This window comes from Streptomyces sp. NPDC017940 (assembly GCF_044328435.1).
Lineage (GTDB): Bacteria > Actinomycetota > Actinomycetes > Streptomycetales > Streptomycetaceae > Streptomyces.
The window spans coordinates 340,542-352,096 of the sequence record NZ_JBIRHJ010000002.1 but is presented as its reverse complement, the minus strand read 5'-3'; the positions used below and the strand labels follow the sequence as shown (position 1 = coordinate 352,096).

Below are 11,555 nucleotides of genomic sequence, written 5' to 3'. Positions count from 1 at the left end.
GCCCCTCATGAGCACGAACCCGTTCGACGACACGAGCGGCACGTTCTACGTCCTGGTGAACGAGGAGGACCAGCACTCGCTGTGGCCCTCGCACGCCGGCGTCCCGGACGGCTGGCGGATCGACTTCGGCGCCGACAGCCGCAAGAAGTGCCTGGACCACATCGAGAGGAACTGGACCGACCTCCGCCCGAAGAGCCTGCGCGAGAGGACACCCGCCTGAGCGCCGGGAACATCCGCACACCCCCTCACCCCCCCACAAGTACGGAGAGGCGACAAACAGGTGACGAACGGACTCGGTGACCGCTGGGGACTGGACCCAGGCCACTTCTGGATGTGGGAGAAACAGGCGGAACAGCCCGTCGAGGCCGACGGGAACGGCATGGTGCACGTGTACGGCCATGCCGAGACCGTCGAGGTGTACGGCGACCCGCGGCGCTACTCGAACAACATCGCCCCGCAGTTCCTCGGCGCCACCGAGGACGCGGGGGAGTTCAACAGCGGCAGCCTGCTCCAGTCCGACCCGCCGCACCACACCAAACTCCGCAAGATCATCAGCCGGGCCTTCACCCCGCGGATGGTGGCGGGGCTCGAACCGCGGATCATCGAGGTCACCCATGAACTCCTGGACGCGGCGGACGTCGAGGCCGGTGGCTTCGAGCTGGTCGACGACCTGACGTATCCGATGCCGGTCATCGTCATCGCCGAGCTGCTCGGCATCCCCCACAGCGACCGGGGTCTGTTCAAGAAGTGGGTGGACCAGATGTTCGCCGCCGCGGGCGTCATGGCCGCGGACGACGACTCCGGGCAGCCCGACGACGCCGACACGGCGGCCGCGCTGCGCCGGGTGCCCGAGATGCTCGCGTACCTGCACCAGCACGCCGTCGACCGCAGGAAGCGGCCCCGCGAGGACCTGTTCTCGGAACTCGTCCACGCGGAGGTCGACGGCGCCCGGCTCAGCGACGACGCCGTGGTGGACTTCGCCAACGAACTGCTGATCGTCGGCCACGGCACCACCACGGCGCTGCTCGGCAACATGCTGCTCTGCCTGGACGCCCATCCGCAGGAGAGGGAGCGGCTGCGCAAGGACCCCGCGCGCGCCGCAGCCGTGACCGAGGAGACGCTGCGGTTCCTGAGCCCCATCGCGGGCTCCTACCGCGTCGCCACCGCGGACACCGAACTCGCCGGGGTGCCGGTGGCGCAGGGGCAGCTGCTCACGCTGTGGCTCGGCGCGGCCAACCGCGACGAGCGGGTCTTCGAGCGGCCGCACGTGTTCGACCCCGACCGTACGTCCAACCCCCACTTCGGGTTCGGCCGCGGCATCCACTTCTGCCTGGGTGCCCCGCTGGCCCGGCTGGAGGCGAGGACAGCGGTGAACATTCTTCTCGACCGCTGCCCGACCCTGCGCACGGACCCGGACAACCCACCGGAGTTCCTGCCGATCCCTGATCTGATCGGCACCTCCAAGCTGCCCCTGCTCACCGGCTGACAGGCGGCTTCGCGCACCGGGGAGGCACCCGCCGGCACACATCCGGCGGGTGCCTCCCTTCTTCGCGTGCCGGCGGGTCAGAGCGGGCGCGGGTCACCGGCCGGTCCAGGCGAGCAGGTCTTCGGCGCTCCAGGTGGTGACCACGCGTTCGGGCGGCACCCCGCACTCCTCGGCGCGAGCACAGCCCACGGCCTGCCAGTCGAGCTGCCCCGGTGCGTGGGCGTCGGTGTCGATCGCGAACAGGGTGCCCGCCTCGACCGCCCGGCGCAGCAGCCGGCGCGGCGGGTCCTTGCGCTCGGGGCGGCTGTTGATCTCCACGGCGGTGCCGGACTCGGCGCAGGCGGCGAAGACCGCGTCGGCGTCGAACGCGGACTCGGGGCGGCCACGTCCCGTGACGAGGCGGCCGGTGCAGTGGCCGAGCACGTCCGCGTGCGGATTGCGTACGGCCTTGATCATGCGGCGGGTCATCTCGGGCGCGTCCATGCGCAGCTTGGAGTGGACGGAGACGACCACGACGTCGAGCCGGTCGAGCAGCTCGGGCTCCTGGTCGAGCCCGCCGTCGAGCAGGATGTCGCACTCGATGCCGGTGAGGAGCCGGAACGGCGCCCAGGTCTCGTTGAGTTCGGCCACCACCCGCAGCTGCTCGCGCAGCCGGTCGGGGGAGAGGCCGCGGGCGATCGTCAGCCGGGGCGAGTGGTCGGTCAGCACCGCCCACTCGTGGCCGAGCGCGGCGGCCGCCCGCCCCATCTCCTCGATGGGGCTGCCGCCGTCGGACCAGTCCGAGTGCAGATGGCAGTCGCCGCGCAGCAGGGACCGCAGGTGCTCGCCGCCGGACACCAGCGGCTCGTCGGCCTCCTCCTCCAGGCGGACCAGGTAACCCGGTACTTCGCCGTCCAGTGCCTCGCGCACCACCTGGCCCGTCTTCGGGCCGACGCCCTTGAGCTTCTCCAGGGAGCCGGTGCGCACCCGCTCGGCGAGATCGTCGGGGGACAGCGCGCCGACGGCGGCCGCCGCCGTGCGGAAGGCCCGCACCCGGTAGGTCGGCGCCCGGGCGCGCTCCAGCAGGAAGGCGATGCGGTTCAGCGCCTCGACGGGCTCCATCCGGGCCACCGCCCTCCGTCCGGCGGGACGCTCACGCCCCGTGCCACACCGTGGTGATGTTGCAGAACTCCTTGATGCCGTGGCCGGACAGCTCACGTCCGTAGCCGGAGCGCTTGACGCCGCCGAAGGGGAACGCCGGGTGCGAGGCGGTCATGCCGTTGAAGAAGACGCCGCCCGCCCGCAGGTCGCGCACGCACCGCTCCTGCTCGGCCCCGTCGCGGGTCCACACGTTGGAGCTGAGGCCGAAGGAGGTGTCGTTGGCCACGGCCAGGGCCTCGTCCAGGTCCGCGACGCGGTACACGGTGGCGACCGGGCCGAAGGTCTCCTCGCGGTGGATGCGCATCCCGGTGATGATGCCGGTCAGGACGGTCGGCTCGTAGTAGAAGCCGCGGTCGAGCCCCGCGGGCCGCCGCCCGCCGCAGACGGCGGTGGCGCCGCCGCGCACGGCGTCGTCGACCAGCTCCTCCAGGTCCTCGCGGCCCTGCTCGCTGGAGAGCGGACCCACGTCGGTGCCCTCGTCCGTCGGATCGCCCACGGTCAGCTCCCGCATGCCCGCGGCGAACCGCTCCAGGAACGCGTCGTACACGTCCTCGTGCACGATGAACCGCTTGGCGGCGATGCAGGACTGGCCCGCGTTCTGCACCCGCGCCGTGACCGCGGTGCGCGCGGCGGCGTCCACGTCGGCGGAGGGCAGCACCACGAACGGGTCGCTGCCGCCCAGTTCCAGGACGGTCTTCTTGATCTCGTCACCCGCGATCGAGGCGACGGAACGGCCCGCGCCCTCGCTGCCGGTCAGCGTGGCCGCGGCGACCCGCTCGTCCCGCAGGATGTCCTCGATGGCGCCGGAGCCGACGAGCAGCGTCTGGAAACAGCCCTCGTCGTAGCCCGCCCGCCGGAACAGGTCCGCCAGGTACAGGGCGGTCTGCGGCACGTTCGACGCGTGCTTGAGCAGCCCGACGTTCCCCGCCATCAGGGCGGGCGCGGCGAACCGCACCACCTGCCAGAGCGGGAAGTTCCACGGCATCACGGCGAGGACCACGCCGAGCGGGCGGTGGCGCACGAAGGCGCGGGCCCCGCCGGAGTCGCGTACGTCGCCCTCGTCGGGGTGCTCGTCGGCCAGCAGCCCCTCGGCGTGCTCCGCGTACCAGCGCATGGCCTTCGCGCACTTGCCCGCCTCCGCCCGGGCCGCGGCCAGGGGTTTGCCCATCTCCGTGGTGATGGTCCTCGCGACGTCCTCGGTGTCCTCGTCGAGGAGGTCGGCCGCGCGGCGCAGCAGGGCCGCGCGCTCGGAGAAGGGGGTGGTGCGGAAGTGCTCGAAGGCCGCCGCCGCGCGGGCCAGGCACTCCTCGATCTCCTTGGCGCCGAGCGGTTCGAAGGTCCGCTCGGTCTCACCGGTCGCCGGGTTCACCGTTGCGATGGGCATGCCTCTGGCCTCCTTGTGCGCCTGACTACGACCTTGGCCCCGGGTGCGCCGCCGCGCAACGCGGGGCCTGCCGCGTACCCGCCGAGGAGCGGGCCCACGCAGGAACCGGGGCACCCGTTGAAGGCCCGGAAAGCAGTGGGGTTAGCATATGAGCGCCGCCTAGCTCGAAAGATACTCCTGTGACTGTCAATGACGACTCGTTCACCAATTGGAAGCACCGCGAGGAAATCGCGGAGTCGATGATCCCGATCATCGGGAAGCTGCACCGCGAGCGGGACGTCACGGTCCTGCTGCACAGCCGCTCCCTGGTGAACAAGTCGGTGGTCAGCATCCTCAAGACCCACCGCTTCGCCCGGCAGATCGCGGGCGCGGAGCTGTCGGTCACGGAGACACTGCCCTTCCTGGAGGCGCTCACCGCGCTCGACCTCGGCCCCTCCCAGATCGACATCGGCATGCTCGCCGCGACGTACCGGGCCGACGACCGCGGTCTGTCGGTGGCGGAGTTCACCGCGGAGGCCGTCGCGGGCGCCACCGGTGCCAACAAGATCGAGCGCGCCGCGGGCCGCGACGTCGTCCTCTACGGCTTCGGCCGCATCGGCCGCCTCGTCGCCCGCCTCCTGATCGAGAAGGCCGGGTCCGGCAACGGTCTGCGGCTGCGCGCCATCGTCGTCCGCCAGGGCGGCGGCCGGGGCGCCGAGGACCTCGTCAAGCGCGCCTCGCTGCTGCGCCGCGACTCCATCCACGGCCAGTTCCAGGGCACCATCACCGTGGACGAGGCGACCAACACCATCGTCGCCAACGGCAACGCCATCAAGGTGATCTACGCGAACGACCCGTCCGAGGTCGACTACACCGCGTACGGCATCAAGGACGCCATCCTCATCGACAACACCGGCAAGTGGCGCGACCGCGAGGGCCTCTCGCAGCACCTGCGCCCCGGCGTCGACAAGGTCGTCCTGACCGCGCCGGGCAAGGGCGACGTCCCGAACATCGTGCACGGCGTCAACCACGACACGATCAAGCCGGACGAGCAGATCCTGTCCTGCGCCTCCTGCACCACCAACGCCATCGTCCCGCCGCTGAAGGCCATGGACGACGAGTACGGCGTGCTGCGCGGTCACGTGGAGACCGTCCACTCGTTCACCAACGACCAGAACCTCCTGGACAACTACCACAAGGCCGACCGCCGCGGCCGCTCGGCGCCGCTCAACATGGTGATCACCGAGACCGGTGCCGCCTCCGCGGTCGCCAAGGCCCTGCCGGATCTGAAGGCCCCCATCACGGGCAGCTCGATCCGCGTGCCCGTCCCGGACGTGTCGATCGCCATCCTGAGCCTGCGCCTGGGCCGCGAGACCACCCGCGAGGAGGTGCTCGACCACCTCCGCGACGTCTCGCTGAACTCCCCCCTGAAGCGCCAGATCGACTTCACCACCGCGCCCGACGCCGTCTCCATGGACTTCGTCGGCTCCCGGCACGCGTCGATCGTGGACGCGGGCGCCACCAAGGTCGACGGCGACAACGCGATCCTCTACCTCTGGTACGACAACGAGTTCGGCTACTCCTGCCAGGTCATCCGCGTCGTCCAGCACGTCTCGGGGGTCGAGTACCCGACGTACCCCGCCGTGGCGGTCTGAGCGCCGGGCGAACAGTCACGTACGGAAGAGGGGTCCTCCCGGAGGGCCCCTCTTCCGTGTGTCCGCACACGAGCATCCTGGCTAACTGACTAAGTCATTTGCCTAAAGGGTTTAGGTAAACGCATAATGGCTTCAGGACAGGGAGAGGGCGGACATGGCACGCGCAGGACTCACCGCGGAGCGGCTGACCCGGGCCGGGGCGGAGCTGGCCGACGAGGTCGGCTTCGACCAGGTGACCGTCTCGGCGCTCGCCAGGCACTTCGACGTGAAGGCCGCGAGCCTGTACTCGCACGTGCGCAACTCCCACGACCTCAGGACGAGGATCGCCCTGCTGGCCCTGGAGGAGCTCGCCGACCGGTGCGCCGCCGCCATCGCCGGCCGGGCGGGCAAGGACGCGCTCGCCGCCTTCGCCGACGTCTACCGCGACTACGCCCGCGAGCACCCCGGCCGGTACACCGCCGCCCGGCTGCCCCTGGACCCCAGGACCGCGGCGGCGAGCGCCGGTGTCCGGCACGCGCGGATGACCCGCGCGCTCCTGCGCGGCTACGACCTGGCGGAACCCGAACAGACACACGCGGTCCGGCTCCTCGGCAGCGTCTTCCACGGCTACGTCAGCCTGGAGTCCGCGGGCGGCTTCAGCCACAGTGCCCCCGACTCGCAGGAGTCCTGGACCCGGATCGTGGACGCGCTGGACGCGCTGCTGCGGAACTGGCCGACGACGCCCTGACCACCGTCCCGAGCCCGATCGGCAGGTTGCCACCATGCTGCACACCACACCCCTCACCGCCGACCTCCTGCGCGGCGCCCTGGAACTGGAGCGGACCGCGCTCGGCGTGCTGCCGCACCGGCTGCCCGCGCGGGCCCGCGCCCAGTGCTCCGACGGGCAACTCGCCCTGGCCGAGTCCCAGCCCGCCGGTGTCCGCCTCGCGCTGCGCACCCGCGCCACCACCGTCGAACTGGACACGCTGCCCAGACGGAACCCTGACCGCGCGGGCCCGCGTGGCCGGCGGCAACACGCTGACCATCGACATGACCGCGGGCACCGCGGAGCACACGCCCGGCGAGCCGGGTACCGTCCGCTTCACCGGCCTGCCCGGCCGGGTCAAGGACGTGGAGATCTGGCTGCCGCACAACGAGACCACCGAACTGGTCGCTCTGCGCACCGACGCGCCCGTGGCACCGGTGCCCGACCGCGGCCGCACGGTGTGGCTGCACCACGGCAGTTCGATCAGTCAGGGCTCCGACGCCGCGACCCCCACCGGCACCTGGCCCGCACGCGCCGCCGCGCTCGCCGGAGTGGACCTCGTCAACCTGGGTTTCGGCGGCAGCGCGCTCCTGGACCCCTTCACCGCCCGCGCCCTGCGGGACACGCCCGCCGACCTGATCAGCGTCAAGCTGGGCATCAACGTGGTCAACACGGACCTGATGCGCCTGCGCGCCTTCACCCCGGCCGTGCACGGCTTCCTCGACACCGTCCGCGAGGGCCACCCCACCGTGCCGCTCCTGGTCGTGTCACCCATCCTGTGCCCGATCCACGAGGACACACCGGGCCCCAGCGCGCCGGACTTCAGCGCGCTGAGCGAGGGGCGCCTGCGCTTCACGGCCGCGGGCGACCCCGCGGAGCGCGCGAGCGGGAAGCTGACCCTGACCGTCATCCGCGAGGAGCTGGCCCGCATCGTCCGGCAGCGGGCGGAGCAGGACCCGAACGTGCACTACCTCGACGGCCGTGAGCTGTACGGCGAGAGCGACTGTGCGGAACTGCCGCTGCCCGACGCCCTGCACCCCGACGCGACCACACACCACCGCATGGGCGAACGCTTCGCGGCGGCGGCCTTCGGCACCGGGGGCCCCTTCGCCGCCCACGCCCCCCGCCCGGGCGGCGGTTCCTGACCCGCGGGCGCGGCGGGAGCGGGTCCGAACCCCGGGGACCCCTTCGGGGCGGCGCCACGACCCGTGCGGGCGTCACCCTCGCGTGCCGCGTCACCCTCGCGTGTAGGCGTCGACCCCGCCTGTCGGGGTCATCCCCGCGTGTCGGCGTCGCCCCGCACACGCCGCCACTTGCGCAGGCTCACCAGCTCGCGCGGCGGCGTCAGCTTGCTGCCGACCTCGACATAGGAGACCTCGGCTGCGTAGACACTGCCCTCGGAGTCCATAGGACGGGCGAGCGCCCCGGCGACAGACCCCGCCCCCGCCGGACGGAGGGTCCGGGCGCCCGAAGTGTCCCCGTACGGGCCACCACCACGTGCCGCCTCGCGCCGGGCCCGCTGGAATGGACGGGTGACCGCGCCTCCGGACGACTGCCTCGCGCGCAACGAGTGGATCTGTGGCACATATCTGAGCACCCGCCGCGACATCCTGGTCGACGCCGTGCTGCAACACCTGGAGCTGACCGCGCTCTCCGTGGTCCTCGCCCTCGCGATCGCCCTGCCCCTCGCCGTGCTCGCGCGCCGCTGGGGCCTCGCGGCGGGGCCGGTCCTCGCCCTCACCACGATCCTGTACACGATCCCCTCACTCGCGATGTACTCGCTGCTGCTCCCGGTCTACGGCCTGTCCTCGACGCTGGTCGTCGCGGGCCTCGTGCTGTACTCGCTGACGCTGCTCGTCCGCAACATCCTCGCGGGCCTCCGCGCGGTGCCCGAGGAGACCCGGCAGGCCGCCCGCGGCATGGGCTACGGCCCGATCAGGCTGCTCCTGACCGTCGAGCTGCCGCTCGCCCTGCCCGCGGCCATGGCGGGCCTGCGCATCGCCACCGTCTCGGCCGTCTCGCTGGCCACCGTCGGGGCGATCGTCGGCTTCGGCGGACTCGGCAACCTCATCTACTCCGGCATGAACACCTACTTCAAGGCCCAGGTCCTCACCGCCTCCGTGCTCTGCGTGGTCGTCGCCGTCCTCGCCGACCTGCTGCTGCTCGGCGTGCAACGCCTGCTCACGCCGTGGACGAGGGCGGCGCACTCATGACGATCCGCGGCGGGACGCCCGCTCACGACGATCCGCGGCGGGACGGCCCGCCCAAGAAGGTCCGCGGCGGGACGGCCCGCCCATGAAGATCCTCTCCGACGCCTGGGACTGGCTCGCCGACTCCGCGCACTGGGCGGGCGACGGCGGCATCTGGCAGCGGCTCACCCAGCACCTCGTCCTCACCGCGGTGTGCCTGCTCATCAGCTGCCTCGTCGCGCTGCCCGTCGCGCTGGTCCTCGGCCACCTCGGCAGGGGCGGCGCGCTCGCGGTGAACATCTCCAACGTCGGCCGCGCCGTACCGACCTTCGCGGTGCTCGTGCTCCTGCTCCTGACCCCCCTCGGCAAGTGGGGCGAGGGCCCCACCGTCGTCGCCCTCGTCCTGTTCGCCGTGCCGCCGCTGCTCACCAACGCGTACGTGGGCGTGCGCGGCGTCGACCGCGGCGTCGTACAGGCCGCGCGGGGCATGGGCATGACGGGGCCGCAGCTCCTGTGGCGGGTGGAGGCGCCGCTCGCCCTGCCTCTGATCATGAGCGGGGTGCGGCTCGCCGCCGTCCAGCTCGTCGCCACCGCGACCATCGCGGCACTGGCGGGCGGCGGTGGCCTCGGCCGGATCATCACGGCGGGCTTCAACCTGGCCAGCACGCCGCAGGTGGTGGCGGGCGCGGTGCTCGTGGCGGTGTTCGCGCTGCTCGTGGAGGGCCTGTTCGAGATCGCGGAGCGGCTCGCGCCCGGGCGGGCCCGCCGGCACGGGAAGGGGTGAGCGGGATGCGCACCCGACGACGCGGGTCCTGGCGTGGACGCGGGGCCCGGCGCGCCAGGAACGGCGTGCTCGCCGCCGCCCTCGCCCTGCTCGCCGCGGGCTGCGGCTCGGGTCCTTCCCTGGAGAACCGGGGCGAGGTCACCGCGCCGCCCGGCGACAGCGAGCACCTCGTCGTGGGCTCCGCGGGCTTCACCGAGAGCGACCTGCTGGCGCAGATGTACGCCCTGCTCCTGGACAGGGCGGGCCACGGCACCGAGATCCTGACCGTCGCCAACCGCGAGCTCTACGAACCGGCCCTGGAGTCGGGGCAGATCGACGTCGTCCCGGAGTACGCGGCGACCTTCGCGGACTGGCTCAACGCCAAGGCCAACGGCGCCGACGCGAAGCCCGTCGGCTCACCCGACCTCGCCGCCACCATGAAGGCCCTGCGCGACCTCGCCGCGCCGCGCGGCCTCACCGTCCTCGACGCGGGCCGCGCCGTGGACCAGAACGCGTTCGCCGTCGCCGCCTCCTACGCGCGCGAGCACCGTCTGAAGACCCTCAGCGACCTCGGCAGGTCCCGTCTGCGGGTACGGCTCGCCGCGGGCGACGAGTGCGTGCAGCGGCCCTACTGCGAACCCGGCCTGAAGAAGGTGTACGGCATCGACGTGACCGGCGTGGACCCCAAGGGCGTCGGCACCACGCAGGCCAAGAAGGCCGTCCAGAGCGGCCGGGACCAGATGGTCCTCACCACCACGACCGACGCCACCCTCGACGAGTTCGGCCTGGTCCTCCTCGCCGACGACAAGCACCTCCAGAACGCCGACCACATCGTCCCCGTGGTCAACCGCTCCCGCGCGGGCGGCAAGGGCGTCGCCCACGCCCTGTCCCGCCTCAACACCGTCCTCACCACCGAGGACCTGGCCGACCTGAACCGCCAGGTGGACAGCTGGCGCAGACTGCCCAAGGACGTGGCGAAGACGTACTTGCAGGACAAGGGCCTGCTCTGACGCCGGAAGTCCCGCGCGGGAAAGGCCCTAGGCGTCCGCCACCGAATCGAACTCCACGTCCCCGCGCCCCACACCGTGGGCATCGGCGTCCACGGACCGCCGCAGCGCCTCGTGCAGCTTCGCCGGGGTGAGGACGCCGACGAAGCGGGCGCCGTCGACGACGGCGACCCAGCCCGCGTCGTGCTGGAGCATCACGCCGAACGCCTGCTTCAGGGGGGTGCCGACGGGCACCCACGCGTTCATGCGGTGGGCCAGGTCCCCGACGGTGGCGTCCGCCCCGGCGAGCGCCACCTCGTCGACGCCGACCCAGCCGTGCAGATCGCCACCGGCGTCCAGGACCATCGCCCAGCGGGCGTCGTCCCCGCGCAGCCGGGCGGCGGCCCGCGCGGCGGACTCGTCCAGGCGGGCGACGGGCGGCTGCTCCAGGTCGTCGGCCTCGATCGCGGTCACCGAGAGCCGCTTCAGGCCCCGGTCCGCGCCCACGAACTCGGCCACGTACGGCGTCGCGGGCGTGCCGAGGACGGCGCCCGGGGTGTCGAACTGCTCGATGCGGCCCCGCCCGTACACGGCGACGCGGTCACCGAGCCGCACGGCCTCCTCGATGTCGTGCGTGACCATGAGGACGGTCTTGCGCACGGTGCGCTGGAGGTTCAGGAACTCGTTCTGGAGCCGCTCCCGCACCACCGGGTCCACGGCGCCGAAGGGTTCGTCCATCAGGAGCACCGGCGGGTCGGCGGCGAGGGCGCGGGCCACGCCGACCCGCTGCCGCTGACCGCCGGAGAGCTGTTCGGGGTAGCGAGGGCCGTACGTCCTGGGGTCGAGCCCCACCAGGTCGAGGAGTTCGGCCGCGCGCTCCCGCGCCCTGGCCCGCTTCCAGCCGACGAGGGACGGTACGGTCGCCGTGTTGTCGAGGACGGTGCGGTGCGGGAAGAGGCCGACCTGCTGGATGACGTAGCCGATGCGGCGCCGCAGCCGCACCGGGTCGACGCCGGCGATGTCCTCGCCGTCCACGTAGATGCGCCCCGACGTCGGTTCGACCAGACGGTTCACCATCATCATGGTGGTCGTCTTGCCGCAGCCGGACGGGCCGACGAGGGTGACGAGCTCGCCCTCGGCGACCTCGAAGGAGAGGCCGTCCACGGCGGTCGTGCCGTCCGGGTAGCGCTTGGTCACCTGCTCGAACCGGATCATCCCCTCACGCTAA

11 protein-coding genes and 1 pseudogene are annotated in these 11,555 nt (G+C 72.5%); 8 read left to right on the top strand and 4 right to left on the bottom strand.

Translation table 11 applies throughout. From position 1 onward, the window contains the following. The first annotated feature begins 7 nt into the window (after positions 1-7). Together ACH4DX_RS07560 and ACH4DX_RS07555 are read left to right on the top strand one after the other, a co-directional pair. Positions 8-220: an MbtH family protein gene (locus tag ACH4DX_RS07560; RefSeq protein ID WP_398154389.1), complete on the top strand. Its 213-nt coding sequence runs from the start codon at positions 8-10 to the stop codon at positions 218-220. Positions 221-280: 60 nt separating this feature from the next. Continuing rightward, complete coding sequence (locus tag ACH4DX_RS07555; protein WP_398154388.1) at positions 281-1,486, top strand: cytochrome P450; 1,206 nt, start codon at positions 281-283, stop codon at positions 1,484-1,486. A gap of 93 nt (positions 1,487-1,579) precedes the next feature. Here ACH4DX_RS07555 and ACH4DX_RS07550 read toward each other — a convergent pair whose 3' ends face one another. Continuing rightward, positions 1,580-2,587 carry a PHP domain-containing protein gene (locus tag ACH4DX_RS07550; RefSeq protein ID WP_398154387.1) on the bottom strand — a complete coding sequence of 336 codons (1,008 nt, stop codon included), beginning with the start codon at positions 2,585-2,587 and terminating at the stop codon, positions 1,580-1,582. Positions 2,588-2,618: 31 nt separating this feature from the next. Beyond that, positions 2,619-4,010 (bottom strand): NADP-dependent succinic semialdehyde dehydrogenase, encoded by a 1,392-nt coding sequence (locus tag ACH4DX_RS07545; protein WP_398154386.1) that lies wholly within the window; start codon positions 4,008-4,010, stop codon positions 2,619-2,621. Positions 4,011-4,189: 179 nt separating this feature from the next. On the opposite strand from ACH4DX_RS07545, the gene ACH4DX_RS07540 reads away from it, so the two are divergent. From ACH4DX_RS07540 to ACH4DX_RS07530, 3 genes and pseudogenes are all read left to right on the top strand, one after another. Next, complete coding sequence (locus tag ACH4DX_RS07540) at positions 4,190-5,644, top strand: glyceraldehyde-3-phosphate dehydrogenase (protein WP_398154385.1); 1,455 nt, start codon at positions 4,190-4,192, stop codon at positions 5,642-5,644. A 154-nt stretch (positions 5,645-5,798) separates the two neighbouring features. Then, positions 5,799-6,371 (top strand): TetR/AcrR family transcriptional regulator, encoded by a 573-nt coding sequence (locus ACH4DX_RS07535; protein WP_398123911.1) that lies wholly within the window; start codon positions 5,799-5,801, stop codon positions 6,369-6,371. A 34-nt stretch (positions 6,372-6,405) separates the two neighbouring features. Beyond that, positions 6,406-7,534: pseudogene (locus ACH4DX_RS07530) on the top strand (GDSL-type esterase/lipase family protein). A gap of 128 nt (positions 7,535-7,662) precedes the next feature. Here the strand turns inward: ACH4DX_RS07530 and ACH4DX_RS07525 are convergent. Next, positions 7,663-7,797, bottom strand: a complete 135-nt coding sequence (locus tag ACH4DX_RS07525; RefSeq protein ID WP_398154384.1) for a hypothetical protein — start codon at positions 7,795-7,797, stop codon at positions 7,663-7,665. A 124-nt stretch (positions 7,798-7,921) separates the two neighbouring features. Here ACH4DX_RS07525 and ACH4DX_RS07520 point away from each other — a divergent pair, with 124 nt between their 5' ends. The 3 genes from ACH4DX_RS07520 to ACH4DX_RS07510 all read left to right on the top strand — a co-directional run bounded on the left by ACH4DX_RS07520 (position 7,922) and on the right by ACH4DX_RS07510 (position 10,351). After that, positions 7,922-8,602, top strand: coding sequence for an ABC transporter permease (locus tag ACH4DX_RS07520; RefSeq protein WP_398123913.1), 681 nt, complete (start codon positions 7,922-7,924; stop codon positions 8,600-8,602). Positions 8,603-8,684: 82 nt separating this feature from the next. Continuing rightward, positions 8,685-9,362 (top strand): ABC transporter permease, encoded by a 678-nt coding sequence (locus tag ACH4DX_RS07515; protein ID WP_398154383.1) that lies wholly within the window; start codon positions 8,685-8,687, stop codon positions 9,360-9,362. Positions 9,363-9,367: 5 nt separating this feature from the next. Next, positions 9,368-10,351, top strand: coding sequence for an ABC transporter substrate-binding protein (locus ACH4DX_RS07510; protein WP_398154382.1), 984 nt, complete (start codon positions 9,368-9,370; stop codon positions 10,349-10,351). A gap of 27 nt (positions 10,352-10,378) precedes the next feature. Here the strand turns inward: ACH4DX_RS07510 and ACH4DX_RS07505 are convergent, their stop codons facing one another. Beyond that, the gene (locus ACH4DX_RS07505) at positions 10,379-11,542 is read right to left on the bottom strand and encodes a betaine/proline/choline family ABC transporter ATP-binding protein (RefSeq protein WP_398154381.1); all 1,164 of its coding nucleotides are present in this window, start codon (positions 11,540-11,542) and stop codon (positions 10,379-10,381) included. Positions 11,543-11,555: the final 13 nt, after the last annotated feature.